The sequence below is a fragment of the Amycolatopsis sp. NPDC000009 genome, assembly GCF_055563465.1.
On record NZ_JBVHDI010000027.1, the window covers coordinates 75,148 to 95,256 of the forward strand.

Annotated in this window: 19 protein-coding genes; 12 read left to right on the forward strand and 7 right to left on the reverse strand. The window is 70.2% G+C overall.

What is annotated here, in order from left to right; translation table 11 throughout:
* Nucleotides 1-311: 311 nt before the first annotated feature.
* Nucleotides 312-2,582, forward strand: coding sequence for a tetratricopeptide repeat protein (locus ACZ3HL_RS40710; protein WP_465537073.1), 2,271 nt, complete (start codon nt 312-314; stop codon nt 2,580-2,582).
* 144 nt (nt 2,583-2,726) lie between these two features.
* Here ACZ3HL_RS40710 and ACZ3HL_RS40715 read toward each other — a convergent pair whose 3' ends face one another.
* Complete coding sequence (locus ACZ3HL_RS40715; RefSeq protein ID WP_465537075.1) at nt 2,727-3,935, reverse strand: cytochrome P450 family protein; 1,209 nt, start codon at nt 3,933-3,935, stop codon at nt 2,727-2,729.
* Nucleotides 3,936-4,082: 147 nt separating this feature from the next.
* Between ACZ3HL_RS40715 and ACZ3HL_RS40720 the strand changes: the two genes are divergently transcribed.
* Entirely contained in the window at nt 4,083-5,561 is a 1,479-nt protein-coding gene (locus ACZ3HL_RS40720; protein ID WP_465418029.1) for a GGDEF domain-containing protein, read from the forward strand.
* Nucleotides 5,562-5,671: 110 nt separating this feature from the next.
* Here ACZ3HL_RS40720 and ACZ3HL_RS40725 read toward each other — a convergent pair whose 3' ends face one another.
* Nucleotides 5,672-6,619 (reverse strand): phosphatase PAP2 family protein, encoded by a 948-nt coding sequence (locus ACZ3HL_RS40725; RefSeq protein WP_465537076.1) that lies wholly within the window; start codon nt 6,617-6,619, stop codon nt 5,672-5,674.
* Between the two features lie 111 nt (nt 6,620-6,730).
* Between ACZ3HL_RS40725 and ACZ3HL_RS40730 the strand changes: the two genes are divergently transcribed.
* The 4 genes from ACZ3HL_RS40730 (at nt 6,731) to ACZ3HL_RS40745 (ending at nt 10,197) form a co-directional block, all read left to right on the forward strand.
* Complete coding sequence (locus ACZ3HL_RS40730; protein WP_465418033.1) at nt 6,731-7,420, forward strand: response regulator; 690 nt, start codon at nt 6,731-6,733, stop codon at nt 7,418-7,420.
* On the forward strand, nt 7,417-8,829 hold the full coding sequence (locus tag ACZ3HL_RS40735; protein ID WP_465418036.1) for an ATP-binding protein: 1,413 nt from the start codon (nt 7,417-7,419) through the stop codon (nt 8,827-8,829). Before ACZ3HL_RS40730 ends, ACZ3HL_RS40735 begins: the two co-directional genes overlap by 4 nt.
* Nucleotides 8,826-9,323, forward strand: coding sequence for a hypothetical protein (locus ACZ3HL_RS40740; RefSeq protein ID WP_465418040.1), 498 nt, complete (start codon nt 8,826-8,828; stop codon nt 9,321-9,323). Before ACZ3HL_RS40735 ends, ACZ3HL_RS40740 begins: the two co-directional genes overlap by 4 nt.
* 196 nt (nt 9,324-9,519) lie before the next feature.
* Nucleotides 9,520-10,197 carry a VldE C-terminal domain-containing protein gene (locus tag ACZ3HL_RS40745; protein ID WP_465537077.1) on the forward strand — a complete coding sequence of 226 codons (678 nt, stop codon included), beginning with the start codon at nt 9,520-9,522 and terminating at the stop codon, nt 10,195-10,197.
* On the opposite strand, the gene rnhA is transcribed toward ACZ3HL_RS40745, so the two are convergent.
* Together rnhA and dinB are read right to left on the reverse strand one after the other, a co-directional pair.
* On the reverse strand, nt 10,194-10,676 hold the full coding sequence (gene rnhA / locus ACZ3HL_RS40750) for a ribonuclease HI (RefSeq protein ID WP_465537080.1): 483 nt from the start codon (nt 10,674-10,676) through the stop codon (nt 10,194-10,196). The genes ACZ3HL_RS40745 and rnhA overlap by 4 nt on opposite strands.
* A 21-nt stretch (nt 10,677-10,697) precedes the next feature.
* Nucleotides 10,698-11,888 carry a DNA polymerase IV gene (gene dinB, locus ACZ3HL_RS40755; protein ID WP_465418047.1) on the reverse strand — a complete coding sequence of 397 codons (1,191 nt, stop codon included), beginning with the start codon at nt 11,886-11,888 and terminating at the stop codon, nt 10,698-10,700.
* 83 nt (nt 11,889-11,971) lie between these two features.
* Here dinB and ACZ3HL_RS40760 point away from each other — a divergent pair, with 83 nt between their 5' ends.
* Nucleotides 11,972-12,739 (forward strand): hypothetical protein, encoded by a 768-nt coding sequence (locus tag ACZ3HL_RS40760; protein WP_465537081.1) that lies wholly within the window; start codon nt 11,972-11,974, stop codon nt 12,737-12,739.
* Here ACZ3HL_RS40760 and ACZ3HL_RS40765 read toward each other — a convergent pair.
* Entirely contained in the window at nt 12,699-12,992 is a 294-nt protein-coding gene (locus ACZ3HL_RS40765; protein ID WP_465537083.1) for a putative quinol monooxygenase, read from the reverse strand. The genes ACZ3HL_RS40760 and ACZ3HL_RS40765 overlap by 41 nt on opposite strands.
* A 25-nt stretch (nt 12,993-13,017) precedes the next feature.
* A complete protein-coding gene (locus ACZ3HL_RS40770) occupies nt 13,018-13,437 on the reverse strand; it encodes a DUF6010 family protein (RefSeq protein ID WP_192745096.1) in 420 nt (139 codons plus the stop codon).
* A gap of 92 nt (nt 13,438-13,529) precedes the next feature.
* Here ACZ3HL_RS40770 and ACZ3HL_RS40775 point away from each other — a divergent pair, with 92 nt between their 5' ends.
* A complete protein-coding gene (locus tag ACZ3HL_RS40775) occupies nt 13,530-14,468 on the forward strand; it encodes a GlxA family transcriptional regulator (RefSeq protein WP_465537085.1) in 939 nt (312 codons plus the stop codon).
* On the opposite strand, the gene ACZ3HL_RS40780 is transcribed toward ACZ3HL_RS40775, so the two are convergent.
* The gene (locus ACZ3HL_RS40780) at nt 14,465-14,755 is read right to left on the reverse strand and encodes a hypothetical protein (protein WP_192745098.1); all 291 of its coding nucleotides are present in this window, start codon (nt 14,753-14,755) and stop codon (nt 14,465-14,467) included. The genes ACZ3HL_RS40775 and ACZ3HL_RS40780 overlap by 4 nt on opposite strands.
* A 118-nt stretch (nt 14,756-14,873) precedes the next feature.
* Between ACZ3HL_RS40780 and ACZ3HL_RS40785 the strand changes: the two genes are divergently transcribed.
* The 4 genes from ACZ3HL_RS40785 to ACZ3HL_RS40800 all read left to right on the forward strand — a co-directional run.
* Nucleotides 14,874-16,118, forward strand: a complete 1,245-nt coding sequence (locus tag ACZ3HL_RS40785; protein ID WP_465537087.1) for an MFS transporter — start codon at nt 14,874-14,876, stop codon at nt 16,116-16,118.
* A 340-nt stretch (nt 16,119-16,458) separates the two neighbouring features.
* Nucleotides 16,459-17,757, forward strand: a complete 1,299-nt coding sequence (locus ACZ3HL_RS40790) for a GGDEF domain-containing protein (protein ID WP_465537089.1) — start codon at nt 16,459-16,461, stop codon at nt 17,755-17,757.
* Nucleotides 17,758-17,782: 25 nt separating this feature from the next.
* A complete protein-coding gene (locus tag ACZ3HL_RS40795; protein ID WP_465537092.1) occupies nt 17,783-19,225 on the forward strand; it encodes a glycosyltransferase family 39 protein in 1,443 nt (480 codons plus the stop codon).
* Between the two features lie 87 nt (nt 19,226-19,312).
* On the forward strand, nt 19,313-20,109 hold a 797-nt coding region (locus ACZ3HL_RS40800; RefSeq protein WP_465537095.1), incomplete at its 3' end, for a DUF222 domain-containing protein.

A 20,109-nucleotide genomic window follows, 5' to 3' on the forward strand; every position in this document is an offset into this window, starting at 1 on the left:
CCGACGTTAAGCGGTCCTACATGTTCCGCACGGGTCCCGGCCGTGGCCGCCGGGAACGGCGGCCACGACCGGTTTCCGAGGAGATCAGTACTCGCCCGGTCGTTCGCAAGGCGGAACAGGGCCTGCTCACATTTCGCGGTCGCGCATGATCCACCTCCCTTTCGACTGGCGCACCGGTGGGGAACGGGCGCGTTCTCGCCCAGTTTGGGGGCTGTCTTCGCACCCGCGCATACCCGGTGGCCAGGTTGTGACCCAGGCAATGGGAAGGTTGTGGCACCATCTGCCGCGCAGCGGGGAGAAAGGTGCTTCTGGTGACCGAGAATTCCGGCTCGGCCAGATCCGGGGAGACCGGTGGAGCACGCCCGGTTTCGACGGCCGCGCTGACCTTCGGGCGCGCGTTGCGGCAACGGCGGCAGGCTCGTGGGCTGGCCTTGCGGGACCTCCAGAAACTCGCCTATGTCGACAAAAGCCTGATCAGCCGCGTCGAACGCGGGCTCACCCCGCCGAGCGCGGAATTCGCCGAAGCCTGCGATCGCGCGCTGGGCGCGGGCGGGGCACTGGTCGTGCTCGCCGAAGCCGCCCGCGCCGAACCCTATGTGCACCTTCCCCCGCCACCCGGTCATTTCGTCGGCCGTGCGGAACACTTGGCGCTGCTGGACGAAAAAGTGTTCACCGAAGCGGCCAAGGTGGTCTTCGTCGCCGGGCCGCCCGGGGTCGGGAAGACCGCGCTCGTGCTGAATTGGGCGAACCGGCGGCAAGAGGAGTTCGACTCCGTGCTCTGGTCGGATCTTCGCGGCTACGCGGCGGGTTCTCCCGCTCAACCCGCCGACGTCCTCGACGACCTTCTGCGCTGTCTCGGAGTCCGCCCCGACCGTGTCCCCGCCGAGGAACACATGCGGCTGGCGCTCCTGCGAGGCCTGTTGCGCGGCCAGCGCACACTCGTCGTGCTGGACAACGCCCTCGACTCGCACCAGGTGCGGCCGGTGCTGCCCGGAACCCCGGACACCACCGTGCTGATCACCAGCAGGCGCCGGTTGTCCGGGCTGGTCGTCGGCACCGGCGCGGTCCAGGTTTCCTTGGAGCCACTGGAAGATCTCGAAGCGGCGCGGCTCATGGCCGATCTCATCGGTGACGAACGCGCGGCAGGCGATCCCGAAGGCGTCGGCAGGCTCGTCCGGCTGTGCGCGGCGCTGCCGCTCGCGGTGAACATCGCCGCCGAACGGGTCGCCACGCATCCCCATCAGAGCGTCGGCGATCTCGCCCGCGAACTCGTCGCCGAGGGACGAAGGCTGGAACTGCTCGCGGTCGACGACGACGCCGTCGGGGTCCGGGCCGCGTTCAGCTGGTCGTACCGCGCGCTGGAGGCCGACACCGCGCGGATGTTCCGCCTGCTGGGCCTCCATCCCGGGCCGCGGTTCACCGCGGGCGCGGCGGCCGCGCTCGCCGGTCTGCCGGAACACGACGCGCGAGGCCTGCTCGACAAGCTCGTGCACGCGCATCTCGTCCAGCAGGTCGGCGCGCGGTATTACCGGTTCCACGATCTGCTCCGCGTCTACGCCGCCGAAGAGGCCGCCGCCGCACAGTGGCGGGACGAGCGGCAGGCGGCGGTCTCCCGGCTGACCCACTGGTATCTCCACGCGGCCAACGCGGCGAGCTGGACACTGACGCCGGCCCGCGACCACCACGTCGACCTGGGTCCCGCGCCCGAAGGCGTCGAGCCGCTCCGGTTCGCCACCTTCGACGAGGCCTACATCTGGTGCGCGTCGGAGATGCCGAGCATCACCGGCGTCGCCCGGCTGGCGCTGGACCACGGGCTGTACGAGGTCGGCTGGCGGCTGCCGGTGGAACTGTTCGACTACCACCTGCTCGGCAGGCCGTGGCAGACGTGGATCTCCAGCCACGAGGTGGCGATCGAGTCCGCGAAGGCGGGCGGCGACCTCGGCGGGCTGGCGTGGTCGGCGATCAACCTCGCCGAGGCGCACCGGCGGCGCGGCGACCTCGACCGCGCGCGTGAACTGTTCGGCCAGGCCGTCGAGCTCGCGGAAGAGATCGGCGAGAACCCGAGCCTCGGCTGGGCACTCGTCGGGCTCGGCAACATCGCGCACGAGCGGGAGGACTACGCCGAAGCCGTCCGGCTCGCCGGGCAGAGCGTGGAGGTGAACGCCCGGATCGGCTACCGGCTCGGCGAAGCGACCGCGCGGGTCCACCTCGGCCGCGCGTACCGCGACCTCGGCGAGCGGGACCTGGCCCTCGACCACGGCCTGCGCGCCTTCGACGCCTACGCGAAGGACGCCGACCAGCACGGCATGGGCTTCGCCCTGGTGCCGCTGGCCAGGACCTGCCGCCGGTTCGGCGATCTCGAGCAGGCGCTCGGGTACTGCGAGCAGGCGCTGACCGCCTACCGGAACTGCGGCGACGTCTGGGGGCAGGCCGACGCGCTCGACGAACGCGGCTGCGCGCTGGCCGCCCAGGGGCATACCGACGAGGCCATGGCCGTCTGGCGCGACGCGCTCCAGCTCGTCATGGATCTCGACGACCGGAAGGCGAGCGTGCTGCGGGGCCGTCTCGAAGGCGCGGTGTGACCTGAGGGCGCATGCCCGCTCGGACGACACGCGTGATTGGACGGACGACACACGTGATCACATGGACGACACGCGTGTTTGGACGGACGGCTCACCGATAGCCGGATCCCGCCTGATCACACGAGCCGGCGGACCGGGCGCGGTCTAGAGCTTCACCGGCAGGTTGTGCAGGCCCCGGGTGATCGCGCTCGGCCACCACACGAGCCGGTCCTCGGGCACGGTCAGCGTCATCGACGGCGCGCGGTCGAACAACGTCTCCAGTGCCGCGGACGCCTGCATCCGCGCGAGCGCGGCGCCGATGCAGATATGCGGGCCGACGCCGAAGGCCACGTGCCGCACCGGCCGCTCGCCCGGCCGGAAGGCGAGCGGTTCGGGGTGCACCTCCGGATCACGGTTGGCCGCCAGCAACGACAACAGGATCGGATCGCCCGCCTCCATCCGCTGCCCGGCGAGCTCCATCGGTTCGGTGACGAACCGCCAGCTGGTGTTCTGCAGCGGGGTGTCGCGGCGCAGGACCTCCTCGATGACGAGCGTCAGGTGTGCGCCGTCGGCGCGGGCGCGCGCCGCTTCCTCCGGATGTGTGATGAGGGTCAGCGCGGTGGACGCGATGAGACTGATCGTCGTCTCGTGCCCGGCGATCAGGGAGAGGAACGCCGTCGCGGCGACCTCTTCGCCGGTCAGCTTCCCGGCGGCCTCCTGCGCGAGGAGATCGCTGATCAGGTCCGCTCCCGGTTCGGCGCGTTTGCGGGCGACGACGTCGGCGAGCAACGCGTCCAGCTCGTCGGTCGCCCGGAGCATCGACGCCATGTCCGTGACGTCGCCGGCGGCGACCACCAGCGCGGGCGGGCGGACCTCCTCCAGCAGGCTGTCCGGGATGCCGATCAGCTCGCAGATCGACCGGATTCCCAGCGGGTACGCGAAATCCTCGACGAGATCGCCCTCGCCCCGCTCCAGGACCGGGTCGAGCAGCTCGTTCGCGAGCCGGTGCGTGCGGTCGCGCATGTGCTGCAGCCGCCGCGGCCCGAAGGCGCCGGCGCAGGCCTTGCGCAACCGCGCGTGATCCTCGCCCTCGAAGTTGTTCATATGCCCGATGAGCGTGGGCCGGTGGTCTGCGGGCAGCCCGAGATTGGCCTTGCGCCAGTGCTCCGCCGCGACGGACGGGCATTTGGACAGGCGCGGGTCGGCCATCGCGGAAACGACGTCCGCGTGCCGGGTCAGCAGCCAGGTCCAGGTGTCGCCGGGCAGCGGGAGCCGGAACGCGGGAGCGTTCGCCCGGAGCCATTCGTAGGCGGGCGAGGGGTCCCTGTCGAATTCCGGGCCGAACAGCACGGGAACCTCGGCGGCGTCAGGCATACGAACCACGATGCCAGCTTGTGGCGGAAGGTCGTCCGGCGAACGCGGGTATCGGCCTGTCTCACGAGATCGTCAACGCGGCACCCCTGTCACCCCCTTGTGGTGACCCAGCAAGATCGAAGCGGGTGCGGTGCGTAACGGTGGGAGGTGACCCTCGTCAGCGAGTTCGGCAAGCACGACCCTGACGCGGTCTCGGAGCGGCAGCGCGGTTCGCTCCGGGGTTTCGCCGACACCGTCGGCCTCGCCGCCGCCCGCGTGTGGCGGCTGCGCGGCCGTGCCTGGAACACCCTGCGGCATCCGGCGGGCTGGGAACTGTGGCGGCTGCCGCCCGCGGCGGTGTTCTGGATGCTCGGCACCGAGATCGCCGTCTCGGCCTGGGCGCTGTACAGCGGTTTCAAGGCTTCCGCCACGACCACCGACCTGGTCCGCTTCGGCGTGATCGCGTGCTGCGCGATCTGGTACGTCGTCCAGACGCAGCATCCGGAGGAGCAGCGCCGGGCCGACGACCGGCGCGGCGAGCACATCGACCAGACCGCCGTCTGGCTGGGCGGCGCGGCCGTCCTGCTGCCTCCCGCGTTGTCGCTCGCGCTGCTGCTGATGGTGCGCGTGCAGCGCTACTCCATCGCGCACAAGGCGATGACGACGTTCCTCTTCACCACCGCCGCGCACGCCGCCTCCATCCTCGGCGTGCACACGATCACCGAACTGACGGCACTGCACACCTGGCTCGAATCGGGCACGCTCCCCCAGCGACCGGGCGACATCGCGGTCGCCGCCGTCGCGCTGGTGGGCGCCGCGCTCTGGTACTTCGCGTCGCAGACGCTCCTGATCAGCATCGCGCGCGGCCTGGCGTGGGGCGGCTGGCGGCGGCAGAAGCTGATCGGCAGCTGGGCCGACAACGCCGACTTCGTCTACGCGCTGCAACTCGCCGCGTGCACCACGATCCTCGGCGCGGTCAACATCGCGCTGGTGCCGCTCGTGATGGTCGGTGTCGCGCTGCGTTCGACCCGGCTCTCGCAGGCGCTGGCGGACACGATCGCGCGCAGCCAGCGGGACCGGAAGACCGGGCTGCTGACCGAGGACTCCTTCCACGCCCCCGCCGCCCTGCGGCTGCTCGAAGACCAGACCGGACGGCGGCCGACGGCGTTCCTGCTGCTGGACCTCGACCACTTCAAGCAGTGGAACGACAAGTACGGGCATTCCGGCGGCGACATAGTGCTCGGCTGCGTCAGCGCCGTGCTGCGGCAGAACACCCGCTCCACCGACATCGTCGGGCGGTGGGGCGGCGAGGAGTTCTCGGTACTGCTGCCGGACACCAGCCGCGAGGAGGCGATGCGGATCGCCGAACGGATCCGGGCGGCCGTCGCGAAGACCGCCATCACCGGCCTGACCGAGCTCGCCAGCGGGCACGCCACCAACGAACCCCGCGCGGTGGGGCCGATCCACGGCTGCACCGTGTCGATCGGCGTCGGGCTCTCACCCGAGCACTCGACGGACTACGGCGAGCTCTTCCGCGCGGCGGACGCGGCCATGTACCAAGCGAAACGGAGCGGACGGAACCGCGTGGTCGTGGCACCCTCCGCGGTCCCGCCCTCGCCCCGGGCGCCGACGCATTCAGTCCTCTGAATGCGCTTTGCCGACGGGGGCCGGCCGTATGCGTCGTGAAGCACCGATGTCACGTATGAGACCCGAACGGTCCCATACGTGACATTCCGGAGCGCCTCGGAAGACGCGCGTCAGGGGCGGGTCACCAGGCGGGTCTCGAGCAGATCGTCGACCACCCTGGTCTCCACGCCGGTCCGCCGTTCGAACGCGGATCCGCGCAACGGCCACAGCGCGACCAGCACGATTCCCACCGCCGCGCACGCGGCCAGCACCAGCGCGGCGACGAACTGGGCGGCGCCGGCGGTCGCCGTGCTCAGCACCGCGAAACCGATCAGGACGATCCCGGTGGGCAGCACCGCGGCCACCGCGACCAGGGAAGCGGGGGTACGGCGCAGGTCCCGCCGCCGGGTGGTCAGCCAGGCGGCGAGCAGGCAGGCGAACGACGCCGCCAGCAGGCAGGCGCCCGCCGTGTCGCTGAGCCGATGCCAGCCCAGCGCGACGGTCGACGACGCGACCCAGGCGACGGCGACCCCGCCGATCCCGATGATCGCCGGGCGGAATCGCTGGGGCAGAACGAAAGCGAGTGCCATCAGGATGGCCATGGCGGCGCTGACGTGCCCGCTGGGGAAACTGTTGTGTCCCGGCCCACGACCGCCGTCGGGCAGCTCGGGGCGGACGAGGACATAGAGCTTGAGCAACTGCGCGGCGACGAGCGGGAGCACGAGGACGCTCAGCGCGGGGATCAGGAGGCCGGGTTTGCGCCGGAGCAGCGCCAGGACGACGAGCCCGATCCCGGCGGCGCCGATCACGAGCACCATGTCCTGGTCGCGCAGCGGTCCCGCCCAGTCCATTGTGGACCACTGGCCGGACTGCGCGCTGCGGACGACGCCGTTCTCCGCCTGCTGCCCGGCAGACGTGTGCACGAAGAGCACATAGGTCACGAGGAACGCGACGGCCAGTCCCAGTCCGGTGACGAGCTGGAACACGGCCCTGGACAGGGTCCGCCTGGTCTCGGCGTGCCGTCCCGGCAGCGGACGGCGGGCGGGGGTCGGTTTCGCTTCGTGGAGGAGTAGGGCCATGCGTCTCACTGTCCCCACGCCGTTTAGCCAGGAGGTCCGGACAATGTCATGGTTCTGCTACAAGATCGAGCCGAGTCGCACACGCGCGGCGACATCCGAATAATGGGCGGCGTGGCCAGTGTCCTTGTGATCGAAGACGACGCGTCCGTGCGGGAGGGGCTGGAACTCGCGCTGCGCCGGCAGGCGCACACCGTCCACACCGCCGAGAGCGGTGAGCTCGGGCTGGAGAAACTGCGGGTGTTCCAGCCCGACATCGTCGTGCTCGACCTGATGCTCCCCGGCATCGACGGCTTCGAGACCTGCCGCCGCATCCGCTCGGCGGGCGAGGTGCCGATCATCATGCTCACCGCCCGCAGCGACGACTTCGACATCGTGGCCGGGCTGGAGGCGGGTGCCGACGACTACGTGACCAAGCCGATCGAACCCCGCGTGCTCGACGCCCGGATCCGGGCGGTGCTGCGGCGCGCGGTGAGTGAGAAGCCCGCGAGCGACGACGCCGCGGGTGAGCGGCACGGCGGTCTCGTCATCGACCGGGCGGGCCTGGTGGTCACGAAGAACGGCGAGCCGGTCTCCCTCACCCCGACCGAGCTGAAACTGCTGCTGGAGCTGTCGCGCACGCCCGGACAGGTCTACAGCCGCCAGCAGATCCTCTCCGCCGTCTGGGATCACGACTACCTCGGCGACTCCCGGCTGGTCGACGCCTGTGTCCAGCGGCTGCGCGCGAAGATCGAAGACGTTCCCGCGAAACCCGAACACGTCCAGACCGTCCGCGGCTTCGGGTACCGGTTCGGCCGTTCATGAGGCTGCTCTCCGGGCTGCGGCCCCGGCTCATCCTGGCCTTCGCGGCGATGGCGATCATCGGGGCGGCGGCCGCGGCGGGGGCCAGTTACGTCTCGGCGAGGAACGCGATCCTCAAAGCCGTCCAGGACGCGGCGATGGACCAGCTGAAGGACCGGGCCGGCGCCTACGACCGCCCGCTGTCCACCCCACCGACCCAGGACCAGCTCAACGACTTCGCGGGCAGCCTGCGGTTGAACGCCGTCGCGGTCAGCGGGAACCTGCGGTCGGTCAACGGGCCGGACCTGACCAGGTTCTCGGCCGAACTGCGGCGGACGGTCGCGGGCGACATCCGGATCCAGTTCCAGCGGCTGGACCGCGACACCGGCCCCGAACTCCAGGTCGGCTTGCCGGTGCTGACGCGGCGGCCCGACGGATCGGTGGAGGCCAGCGGTATCGAGGTGTATTCGCTCACTTCGCTCGTCCAGCAGCAACAGGCCATCGACGAACTCGCGAAATCCGCCTGGCAGATGGCCGCGCTCGTCCTTCCGCTGGCCGCGGCGCTCGCCCTGCTCGCGGCGAGGCAGGTGCTGAGACCGGTCCGGGCGCTCAACACCGCCGCCGCCCAGCTCGGCGAAGGCAGACTCGACGTCCGGCTGCCCGCCAAGGGATCCGACGAGCTGGCCGAACTGGTCACGACCTTCAACAACACCGCCGCCGAACTGGAACGCACGGTCGGCGAGCTGAGGGCCATGGAGGCCGATGCCCGCCGGTTCGTCGCCGACGTCTCGCACGAACTCCGCACGCCGCTCGCGGCGATGAACGCGGTCACCGACGTCCTCGACGAGGACGCCGAGGCACTGCCACCGGACACCGCCGTCGCGGCACGGCTGGTCTCGGGCGAGACCCGGCGGCTGACCCGGCTGGTCCAGGACCTGGTCGAGATCTCCCGGTTCGACGCGGGCCGCGCCGAACTCGTGCTCGACGAATGGGATCTCGCCACCGCGATCCGGGACAGCCTCGACGCCCGCGGCTGGCGCGCGGGTGAAGACCTGGTCACCGACCTGCCGGAGGGTGTCTTCGCCCGCGTCGACCGGCGGCGGCTCGACCTGATCGTGGCGAATCTCGTCGGCAACGCGTTCCGGCACGGTGCGGCGCCGGTCGAGGTCCGGCTGCGCGCCGGCGACGACGGCGTCACCCTGGAGGTCGAGGATCACGGACCCGGTATCGATCCCGAGGTCCTGCCGCACGTGTTCGACCGGTTCACCAAGGCCGACACCGCCCGGGCCCGCTCCGAGGGCAGCGGGCTGGGCCTGGCGATCGCACTGGAGAACGCGCGCCTGCACGGCGGCGACATCACCGCCGCCGACACCGGGCACGGCGCCCGGTTCGTCCTGCGCCTGCCGCACCGGACCGAAGAAGGGACGCGATGAGAAGGACCCGGGTGCTGCCCGCCCTCGCGGCCGCGACGCTGCTGGCGGCCTGCGGCGTGCAGCCGACCGGCGTCGTCCCGGCCGGGCCCGGCCCGTCGATCCGCGCGACCACCGGGACCTACGTTCGTGCCGGCCTGACGCTGTACTTCGTCTCCGACGGCCGCGTCGTCCCGGTGACCCGGCCCAGCGAAGGCTTCATCTCCCCCGAAGGCGCGATCACGATGCTGTTGAAGGGGCCGACGGAGCGGGAAGCCGCGCAGGGGCTCACCACCTTCGTCCCGCCGGAGTTGGGGCGGGTCGCGGTGTATCCGGGCGACCCGTCGAGCCTCTCGCTGCCGTACTCGGTGCGCAAACTGTCCAACCAGGCCATCAATCAGCTGGTCTGCACCGTGATCACGGCCTCGATGGCCACCGGACGGGCTCAACATTCCCCGGGGGTGAACGTGATCTCACCGAACGAGGACGTGTACTTCCAATCCTGCAAAGCGGATTGAATTCATCACTCACAGTGCTCAGCTAAAAGCACTTCTTGTGTCTGTACGGCCGTGAGCCTCTTTTGGTTCAACGATCAAGGTAACTGTGGGCGAACACACTCGGGCGTGACATTGCCGTGTCCTTTTCGTAATGTTGCCCGGAGCTCGCGGCCCCCGACGCGAGTTCCCGTCCCCGAAGTGGTGAGTGATCAGAGAAATGGCCGGCAGACATCGCAAGCACAAGGCTCCGCAGTGGAAGCTCCCCGCGGGTATCGCGGCAGCGGTCGCCACGGCGCTCCCGGCGTCGATGTGGCTGACGTCCGCAGGTACCCCTGACGTCGAAGCGGCCAGCGCCGCGCTCGCACTGAAGTCTCCCCCGGTCTCCAGCGTGACGCCCCCGCCGTCGACCAGCAGCACCCCGCCCTCCAGCACGGCAAGCCCCACCCCCTCCCCGTCCCCCTCCCCCGCGACCTCCTCGGCTCCCCCGAAGCCGACCAAAGCGCCCGCGCCGGTCAAGAAGACCGTGCCCGCCGCGACGGCGTGCTCCACCGACCTCGCCGGCACCAAACCGCACGTGGCCCAGGTCGGCAACCACGTCAAGGCGAAGTTCGGCGTCAAGACCGTCGGCGGTGTCGCCGGCCGGGCGAACGCCAGCGACCACCCCTCCGGCCTCGCGCTGGACTTCATGGTGGACACCGCCACCGGCAACGCCATCGCCGAGTACCTCATGGCCAACCAGAAGGACTTCGGCGTCACCTACGTCATCTGGCGTCAGCGCTACAACGACGGCAGCGGCTGGGACACCATGGAGGACCGCGGCGGCGCGACCGCCAACCACATGGACCACGTCCACGTCTCCTTCGCCAAGAGCGCGAAGGTGAACGTCAGCTGCTAGCGATTCCGGGCGGGCCGCTCGCCGGGCTGGACCACCGGTCGTCCGACGACCTCTTCCACGCCTTTGACGGCGAGCCGGTCCGCCCGCTCGTTCTCCGGATGACCGGCATGCCCCTTGACCCAATGCCATTCGACGTCGTGCCGTGAGGCGGCTTCGTCGAGACGGCGCCACAGATCGGCGTTCTTGACCGGCGTCTTGGCCGAGGTCGTCCAGCCGTTGTTCTTCCAGTTCCGTACCCAGCTGGTGATGCCGTTCCGGACGTAGGTGCTGTCGGTGTAGATGTCGACCGACACCCGGCGCTTCAGGCTTTCCAGCGCCTCGATGGGCGCGGTCAGTTCCATCCGGTTGTTCGTGGTGGGCCCGGGATCCCCGCCGTAGATCTCCTTCTCGACGGTGCCGTACCGCAGCACCGCGCCCCAGCCGCCGGGACCGGGATTCCCGCTGCACGCGCCATCGGTGTAGATCTCGACTTCCGCCACCGGGACACCCTAACGACGGGTTCAGTCCGGCAGCAGCGGCACCCACGGCTCCTCGGCCCGCCCGAGATGCACCGCGCGCGTGATGGATTTCGACCCGAACCGGTCCCGGACGGTGTCGAGCGTCGAGTCGAGCGCGTCCCGCTGCTTCGCCCCGAACGGCAAAGCCAGCTGGATCGCGTCGTCCTTCGACAGGTTCGTGAGCGCGAGCCCGATCAGCGTGAGGCCGCGTTCGTCGATCAGCGGTCTCGCCGCCGCGAGCAGGTCACGGGCCGCCGCGACGATCGCGCCGGTCTGTTCGGTCGCCTCCATGAGGGTGTGCGAACGGGTCGCCTTGGTGAAATCGGCGAACCGCATCCGCAGCACGACGGTGCGGCACACCCGGTGCGCCGCCCGCAGGCGACGGGCGAGGCGGTCGGCGAGGGTCAGCAGCATCGCGTCGAGTTCGGCGGGCGACCGCGGCCTGCTGCCCAGCGCGTGCTGCGCCCCGATCGACCGGCGACGACGGCCCGTCTGCACGCGGCGAGGGTCGTCGTTGTGGGACAGGGCGTGGAGATGGGCGCCGACGCCGCGGCCGAGCATCCGGACGAGTTCCTTCTCCCCGAACCCCTCCATCTGCCCGACCGTCGTCACGCCGCGCTCGCGGAGCTTCCGCGCCGTCACCTTGCCGACGCCCCACAGCCGCTCGACCGGGAGCGGGTGCAGGAACTCCAGCTCCTTGTCGTGCGGCACGACGAGGAGGCCGTCGGGTTTCGCGACGCCGCTGGCCACCTTCGCGAGGAACTTCGTCCTGGCCACGCCCACGGTGATCGGCAGGCCGACCTGCTCCAGCACGTCCTCGCGCAGCTTCGCCGCGATCCGGCTCGGGGTGCCCGCGATCTTCAGCAGCCCGCCGACGTCGAGGAACGCCTCGTCGATCGAGATGCCTTCCACGAGCGGCGTCGTGTTGCCGAAGACCTCGAAGACCGCCTTGCTCGCCGCCGAATACGCGTGCATCCGGGGCGGGACCACGATCGCGTCCGGGCACAGCCGCCGCGCCTGGCCGCCGCCCATCGCCGTGCGGACGCCGAACGCCTTGGCCTCGTAACTGGCCGCGAGCACCACACCGCCGCCGACGATGACCGGCCGCCCGCGCAGCTTCGGGTCGTCACGCTGCTCGACCGACGCGTAGAACGAGTCCAGGTCGGCGTGCAGGATGGGACCCTCGGTCGGCATAGAACATATGTTCGCATCAAACGGCCCAACGGCCAAGCGCCCGGCTACCATGGCCCTGGTCGACGTAGTGAAATGGGGGCCACATGCGGCGACTCTCACCAGGGGCGACAGCGGCGGCCGCGGGAGTGGCCGCCCTGACCTCGATCGCGGCCGGTGTGGTGGGAAACCTGGCGACCGACACCGTCGGCGAAATCAGCGCCGGGTGGAAACCGGTCGTCTGGACGGCGCTCGGCCTCCTGGCGGCCGCGCTGACGTTCTCGGCCATCCAGAACGCGTTGAGAGCCGCACGCGGCCCGGCGCCCGCCACCGGCGTACCGGACGCCGGACCGGCCGAGCGCGATCGCCGGGCGACGCCGTGGCAGGTGAAGGCCGTGTTCACCGTTTGGGCCCTGATCGCCATCGCCGGTCTTGCCGGCACCTCGCTCGCGTTCACTTCGCCGGGTTTCCTGGACATCGGCAAGCTCTACCTCACGTCCTTCCAGCTCAAGCCCAATACGATGGGCGGCTGGGAGGTCACCGCACCCGCCGGCCTCGCGATAGCCGTCGCGATCGGCGCTTGGTGCATCCCCCCGTTCCTCGCTGGTGCGCACGCCTACCGCGCCGTTCCGGTTGCCATCGGCGAGACCACCCGCGCACTCGCCGCGTGCGTCGCGTTCGCCGGCGCGGCCTGGTCCGTCTTCGCCGGAACCCTCGCCGTCGCGGCGGCCTTCCGGCAACTGGTGTCGCCGGCGGCCGCCCTTTACGTGGCGCTGATCGGTCTCCTGGCCCTGATCTTCATCATGTGGGGTTGGGCCAAGGAAGCGGAAACGCTCAGTCGAACGGCGGCCCGGAGTAGGAAACCCGGTGCTTGAAGACCTCCCCGTCCAGGATCTCGGCCGAGTACGTCGGCCTCGGCGAGATCGCGCGCCAGGCGTTCAGCACCTCCTCCGACTCCCAGTACTCGAAGATGTTCACCCGGCCCGGTTCCAGCGTGTCCGCCGCGATCACCACGTCGAGACACCCGGGGTAGGCCCGCGCCTTCTCGACGATCACCTGGTGCCCGGCCACGTACCGGTCCCGTTCCGCCGGGTCGACGTACACCTTGCCCGCCACGATCACGGTCATCTTCAGATCCCTTCGTCCGATCGGTTCACCCCACCGACGAACGCGGACGGCGGGAACCGACACGGGCGCGCACGAAATCCGTGACCGATCGCCCGCCGGCGAAACACCAGATCGCGATCACCGGGTCGCAGATCGCGCAACCGAACGACGAATCGTGCAGGAACGGGATGATCGGGGCGCCCTTGAGGTGGTGGACGACGTCCCAGCCGGTGTGCAGCAGCCAGGCGATGCCGATGAACGTCCAGGATTCGAGGCCGCGGTACGCCACATAGGTCACGACCGCGGCGAACGCGAACTCCCAGATCCCGAGCCCGCCGCCGCTCAGATAAGCGGCGCCCGCCCCCGCCACCATGACCGCGTTGAAGCGGCGGCGGTGTGGTTCGTGGATCAGCGACATCAGCACGACGTAGACGAGGCCGACGAGAATCGGCGCGATGATCATCATGGCTCGACGCTAGAACCGGCCGCGGCCCGCTCCCAGTGGCGCGAACGACGCCTTCCAACGGGATCTCGCCATCGGGCGGGTACGTTGCGGTCATGCACACCGTCGCCGTCCTCGCGCTGGACAAGGTGATCCCGTTCGACCTCTCGACGCCGATCGAGGTCTTCACCCGCACCCGGCTCGCCGACGGAAGCGCCGGCTACCGGCTGCTCGTCTGCGCCGAACACCCGGAAGTCGACGCCGGGCACTTCACCCTGCGCGCGCCATGGGGGCTGGAGGCCTTGCGCGAGGCCGACACGATCATCGTCCCCGGCACCGCGGACCCGGCCGGGCCGTTGCCGGAATCCGTCCAGGACGCGCTCATTTCGGCCGCGGAGAAGGGCACGCGGATCGCCTCGATCTGTTCCGGCACCTTCGTTCTCGCCGCCGCGGGCCTGCTCGACGGCCTTCGCGCCACCACGCACTGGGTCGCCGCCGAGGCGCTGGCCGCGGCGTATCCGGAGATCGATGTCGACCCGGACGTGCTCTATGTCGACAACGGGCAGATCCTGACCTCCGCGGGCGCCGCCGCCGGCCTGGATCTGTGCCTGCATCTGATCCGGCGGGACCACGGCTCCGCGATCGCGGCCGACGCCGCCCGCCTTTCGGTCATGGCGCTGGAGCGCGAGGGCGGCCAGGCGCAGTTCATCGCGCTGCGGCATCCGCCCGCTCCCCGCGGCGCGGCGCTGGAACCCACCCTCCTCTGGATGCAGGAGAATCTCGCGCGCGATCTCACCTTGGCCGATATCGCCGCGCGCGCCGGGATGAGCACGCGCACGCTGATCCGGCACTTCCGCGAGCAGACCGGGACGACGCCACTGCAATGGCTGCACCGGACGAGGGTCCGGCAGGCACAGCATCTGCTGGAGACCACGCGGTACGCCGTCGAACGGATCGGCTCCGAGGTCGGTTTCGGCTCGCCCACGGCGTTCCGCGAGCGGTTCAAGCGCACGACGGGCGTCAGCCCCGCCACTTATCGACGCGCTTTCCGTTAAGCGGCGACGGCCAGTGCGGTGTCCGAGGCCCGCGCCCTGGCCTGGTCCGCGAACCGCTTCCGGGCGGCGACGACTCTGAGCCAGCGTTCCGAGCGCTCGGCGTCGAGATCGAAGGTGGCGCGAGCGAGCACCTCGGCGGCGCGGGCGGCGGAATCGATCTCCGCGGCGGCGCCGAGGTAGTCGCCCGCGTCGATCAGCTTGTAGGCGTGACGCATTTCGGTCTGCGCGGTGGAGTAGATGGCGTAGGCGGCGAGGTTGTTCGCCAGCGGGCCCAGTGAATGCGACATCGGATTCTCCGTTCCTTCTCTTACCAACACGTCGAACGGGACTTCGCCGGTTCGACACGGCGGACGGATTTTTTCCGAGGGTTGCGCCGAGTGGCCGCTTCACGACAGCCTGAAGCGCATGCCAGCCCGAGCGGCGTCGTTCCGCAGCGTCTTCGCGGTCGCCGGATTCCGCCGGATCTGGCTCGCGCATCTGCTCTCGGTCGCCGGCGACCAGCTGGCCAGGGTCGCGCTCACCGTGCTGGTGTTCGACCGGACGTCCTCGGCGGGGTGGGCCTCGGCGGCGTACGCGCTGACCTTCGTCCCCGATCTCCTCGGCGGCGCGCTGGGCGGCGTCGCGGACCGGTTCTCGCGACGCACCGTGATGGTGGTGACCGACGTCGGCCGCGCCGTCCTGATCGCGCTGATGGCGGTACCCGGGCTCCCGCTGCCCGTCGCGGCCGCGCTGTTGTTCCTGGTGCAGCTCATGGCCGGGCCGTTCCACGCGGCCCGGCAGGCGATGCTGCCGGATCTGCTCGATCCGGACCGGCTGGTCGTCGGCCAGGCCGTCATCTCGTCCACGTACCAGGCCGGGCTCGTGGTGGGCTTCGGCGCGGGCGCCGCCGTCGTCACCGGACTCGGTGTGCCGGGCGCGCTGCTGATCGACGCGGGAACGTTCGCGCTGTCGGCGCTCATGCTCCGCTTCGGGCTCGAACGATTCCCGCCCACGGCACCCGCCCACCACGAACGACCGTCCCTGATCGCGGGCTGCCGTCTGGTGGCACGCGACCGCAAGCTGCGCTGGCTGCTGCTCATCGCCTGCTGCTGCGGTTTCTACGTCGTGCCCGAGGGCCTCGCCGTCCCGGTCGCCGCCGAACTGGGCGGCGCGGGCGCGTTGCCGTGGTTGCTGGCCGCGAACCCCGTCGGCTCGGTGCTCGGCGGCATCCTGCTGAGCCGCGTCCCGCGGGAACGGCAGATCCGGGTACTGGGCGCGCTGGCGGTGGCGAGCAGCCTGGTGCTGATCCCGACCGGCTGGGCTCCGGGCCTGCACACGATCGTCGTGCTGTGGACGATCTCGGGGGTGTTCTCCGCGCACGACATGATCACGCAGACCCAGTACAGCCTCGCCGCGCCGCCCGCCCAGCGCGGTCAGGTGATCGGGGTCGCGATCGCGGCGTTGCGGGCGGCTCAGGCGGCGGGGATCGCGGCCGCCGGACTGCTGGCCCAGGTCGTCGCGCCGACCACCGTCATCACCGTCGCGGCGGCCGCGGGGGTGCTGGTCGCCGGTGTCGCCGGGGTGGGCTGGTCACGGGCGGTGTCGTCCCGCCGCGGCCCTGAGGTGGGGCCGATCGGCGGGACGACACCCGTTGGCGAACACGGTTCCTGACACATCACGTCCAGTTGTTGTCACGACGGGTCGTCCAGTTGTTGTCACGCACTACGTTCACCTCCCTTCGCGCAATCACGCGGTCGTGGGCGAGATCACTCACGTCCAGTTGTTGTCACGCCGAGTGGTCCAGTTGTTGTCCCGCATGTCGTTCACCTCCCTCGAAATAGCGATCTACCCGGCAAAACACTCACCAGTTGTTGTCCTGCATCGGTGCGCCTCCCTCGTTTCGGTTGGGCTGTCCGGGGGAATTCGAGGCCGCCTGTCTTATCGTCGGAGACAACGCGGCCGTCGCCGTCCCGGTTCGATTACGGTGTAGATCACCGACGGAAGAGGGTGCGTGGACGGACGACTCGGTGGCGCGCGGCGGCGGCTCAGGGCCTGGCACCTGTGGAGCCTGCCGCGACCTGTGCGTACCTACGTCCTGGTCGTGAATCTCATCGCAGTCCTCTCGACCGCCGCCACGGCCCGGCTGGTCCCGGTGACCGGCACCGACCTGGTGCGGTTCGGCGTCTTGACGCTGTGCGCGGCCATCGCGATCGAGGGCACCCGGCAGATCGAACGCCAACGGGAGTACGACAGGGCCCCGTCGGTCGCCTACGTCGACACCAAGGCGGTGTGGAGCGTCGCCGCCGTCATCGCGCTGCCGCCGGTGCTCGCCGCCGCGATGGTCGTGGTGACCTACACCATCGCATGGCTGCGGATCTGGCCACACCAACGGCCGGTTCTCCCCCATCGGTGGATCTTCTCCGCCGCGACGGTGCTCTGCGGCACGCAGGCCGCAGTCGTCGTCCTCAGCCTCGGCATGCGCCACTACCCCGGCCCGCCCGACTCCGGGTTGCTCGCCGGACTGGGGGACCTCGCCGTCATCATCGTCGCGGCGGCCCTGCGGTGGGCGATCAACACCGCGCTGGTGATGATCGCGATCGCGCTCTCGTCGCCGCCGAAGTCGATCGGCGAACTGTTCTCCGGGTTCGGCGACCAGATCCTCGAGGCCGGCGCGCTCGGCCTCGGTCTCGTGACGGCCGTCGTCCTCGTTCAGGCCAACCCGCTGGTGCTGGTCGGGGTCGTCATCGCGCTGGTCGCGCTGCACCGCGGGCTCCTGTTGACGCAGTACCGGCGCGACGCGCATACCGACGCCACCACCGGCCTCGTCACGAAACGCCGCTGGCGTCAGCTGGCCGAGGAACAGCTCGGCCGGACACGCGCCGGCCGCAAACTCGGTGTGCTGTTCCTCGACCTCGACAATTTCAAGACGATCAACGACACCTACGGCCATCCCAACGGCGACCTCGTCCTGCGCGCGGTCGGCGACGCGCTGCGCGCCGAGATCCGGGAGCAGGACGTGTGCGGGCGGTGGGGCGGCGAGGAGTTCGCCATCGTCATCCCGGACATCCACGGCGAGGAGACGCTGCTCCAGGTGGCCGAACGGATCCGGCACCAGGTGGCGGTGGTGTCGGTCGCGCTGCCCGATCGCGACACCGTGCTGACCGATCTGACCGTGTCGATCGGCGGGGCGCTGTATCCGGCGGCCAACATCACCAGCGTCGACGACCTTCTCGTCGCCACCGACATGGCGCTCTACCGCGCGAAACAAGGCGGCCGCAACAGGGTCGAATTGGCGCCGCCCACGCAGTAGGCTTCGCGTCGTCTGGGGAGGCGCGATGGAGCGATTCGCTCGGGTTCCGGTCGGTCTGGTCGTCGCGATCCAGGTCCTCGTGCTGACACTCTTGTCCGGCCGGTACGGCTTCCATCGGGACGAGCTGTACTTTCTCGCCGCCGGGAAACGGCTCGACTGGGGATATGTCGATCAGCCGTCGCTGACGCCCCTGCTCGCGCGGGTCTCCACCGACGTCTTCGGCGCCACTCCCGCCGGTCTGCGCGTGGTCGCGACGTTGTGCGCCGCCGCGACGGTGATCCTGCTGGCGCTGGTCGCCCGCGAGTTCGGTGGCGGGCGCGGCGCGCAGGTCTTCACCGCCGCGATGACCGCGCTGGCGGCGTTCGTCGTGGTGGATGGGCACATGCTGTCGACCGCCACCGTCGACGTGCTGGTCTGGAGCGCGCTGGGTCTGGTGGTCCTGCGCCTGCTGCGCACCGGCGACGGCCGGTGGTGGCTCGCGGTGGGCGCCGTCGTCGGCATCGGGCTGGAGGGCAAGTGGCTCGTCCTGCTGATGGTCGCCTCGATCGGCCTGGCGGTACTCGCCGTCGGCCCGCGAACGGTGTTCCGCACGGGCTGGCTCCCCGCCGGTATCCTGCTCGCGCTCGTCCTGGCCGCGCCCGGCCTGATCTGGCAGGCGGCGCACGATTTCCCTTTGCTGACCGTGGCTTCCGGTATCAGCGAGGACGACGGCGCGGAGAACCGGATCCTGTTCGTGCCGATGCAGCTGCTCTATCTTTCCCCGGTGGCCGTGCCGGTCTGGATCGCCGGTGGACTCAGGCTGTGGCGCGATCCTGACTTGCGCTGGGCCCGCTCCCTGGCGCTCGCCTATCCGGTGCTGTGCGCGATCTTGCTGGCACTGGGCGGAAAACCGTACTACTCGGCGCCGTTTCTGTTGCTGCTCGCGGCCGCCGGCGCCGAACCTTGCCTGCGCTGGTTCGACCGGACTTGGCGCCGCGCTCTGGCGGTCTTCCTGGCTTTCGTGGGCGCGGCAGTGTCGCTCGTCGTCGGACTGCCTTTGTTGCCGGAGTCCGCGCTGGCGCCGGTCCTGGCCGTGAACAAGGAGCAAGGCGAGCAGGTGGGATGGCCAGAGCTGGCTTCTTCGGTCGCCAGGGTTTGGGAGCGGATCCCGGCGGAGCAGCGCTCGACCGCGGTGATCTTCACGCGGAACTACGGACAGGCGGGGGCTCTGGAGCACTACGGGCTTCCCGCGGTGTACTCGGGGCATATGTCCTATGCGGACTGGGGCCCTCCTCCCGCTGACGCTGTCGGCCCGGTGGTCGTCGTGGGGCCGCACCTTCCGGCGTGGTTCACCGGATGCCACGAGGCCGCCGTGCACGACAACGGGCTCGGAGTGGAGAACGAAGAGCAAGGAGTACGGATTTCCTTGTGCACGGGGACTTCGCGGCCTTGGCCTGCGTTGTGGGACGAGTTGCGGCACTACTACTGATCGCGCTACCTGTTGCCGTGTAAGGGAAAATGTCTTTTTGTCGGTGGTCGGTTGTAGTTTCGGTGTGTGGTTACACGTAACGCCCTTGTGGCGCTTCTGAAGGAAATCACGTCGGCTGGTCTGTTGGAGGAGGTGAATGCCGGGCTGGATGTGTTGGAGGACGGTGATGCTGTGGCTGTTGCGGTGGCGGCGTCGGAGGGGATCGCGCGGTTGGAGGCGGTCCGGTTCCGGGCGTTGGCGCAGTTGAGCCGGCATCGTGATGGTGCGGCGAGTGTGGTGCAGGAGGTCGCGTTCGCGTTGTCGGTTGTGGATGGTCACGCGGCCGGGCTGGTGTCCACCGCGGAGGCGTTGACCACCCGGCTGCCGTGCACTTTGGGGTTGCTGGATCGTGGCCAGGTGGGTGGTTATGGGGCGTTGAAGGTCGCTGCCGCGACGGCGTGGTTGTCCGACGACGACGCGCGTGCGGTGGACGCGGTCCTGGAAGACCGCCTGCCGGGCCGGAACTCCGATCAGGTTCGGAAGGCGGCGCATCACGCGGCGATGATGGCTGATCGTGACGGTGCTGCTCGTCGGGTGGAGCGGCATCGCGCCGGTCGGCGGTTGTCGATCCGGCAGGGTGAGACGGGGGTCGCCTCGATCGAGGTCGAGGACGGGCCGGTGGAGAAGGTCGCCGCCGCCTACACCCGGATCGACCGCGAAGCCCGCGCCCTGAAAACGGGTGGGGAGACCCGCACTCTGGATCAGCTCCGCGCCGACGTCGCCCTCGACCTGTTGCTGGGCGGGCAGGGCGGGAAGGGTGAGCGGTCCGAGGTGTTCCTCTACATGGATCTCAACACCTACCTCGGGGCGAACGATGATCCGGCGGAGTTGGCGGGGCATGGGTA

Coding starts and splice junctions, on each gene's coding strand:
- ACZ3HL_RS40725 (WP_465537076.1), bottom strand. CDS start 6,619: ATGGCCCTACTCCTCCACGAAGCGAAACCGACCCCCGCCCGCCGTCCG.
- ACZ3HL_RS40745 (WP_465537077.1), top strand. CDS start 9,520: ATGGCCGGCAGACATCGCAAGCACAAGGCTCCGCAGTGGAAGCTCCCC.
- ACZ3HL_RS40735 (WP_465418036.1), top strand. CDS start 7,417: ATGAGGCTGCTCTCCGGGCTGCGGCCCCGGCTCATCCTGGCCTTCGCG.
- ACZ3HL_RS40715 (WP_465537075.1), bottom strand. CDS start 3,935: ATGCCTGACGCCGCCGAGGTTCCCGTGCTGTTCGGCCCGGAATTCGAC.
- ACZ3HL_RS40760 (WP_465537081.1), top strand. CDS start 11,972: ATGCGGCGACTCTCACCAGGGGCGACAGCGGCGGCCGCGGGAGTGGCC.
- ACZ3HL_RS40795 (WP_465537092.1), top strand. CDS start 17,783: ATGGAGCGATTCGCTCGGGTTCCGGTCGGTCTGGTCGTCGCGATCCAG.
- ACZ3HL_RS40740 (WP_465418040.1), top strand. CDS start 8,826: ATGAGAAGGACCCGGGTGCTGCCCGCCCTCGCGGCCGCGACGCTGCTG.
- ACZ3HL_RS40780 (WP_192745098.1), bottom strand. CDS start 14,755: ATGTCGCATTCACTGGGCCCGCTGGCGAACAACCTCGCCGCCTACGCC.
- ACZ3HL_RS40785 (WP_465537087.1), top strand. CDS start 14,874: ATGCCAGCCCGAGCGGCGTCGTTCCGCAGCGTCTTCGCGGTCGCCGGA.
- ACZ3HL_RS40775 (WP_465537085.1), top strand. CDS start 13,530: ATGCACACCGTCGCCGTCCTCGCGCTGGACAAGGTGATCCCGTTCGAC.
- ACZ3HL_RS40765 (WP_465537083.1), bottom strand. CDS start 12,992: ATGACCGTGATCGTGGCGGGCAAGGTGTACGTCGACCCGGCGGAACGG.
- ACZ3HL_RS40770 (WP_192745096.1), bottom strand. CDS start 13,437: ATGATGATCATCGCGCCGATTCTCGTCGGCCTCGTCTACGTCGTGCTG.
- dinB (WP_465418047.1), bottom strand. CDS start 11,888: ATGCCGACCGAGGGTCCCATCCTGCACGCCGACCTGGACTCGTTCTAC.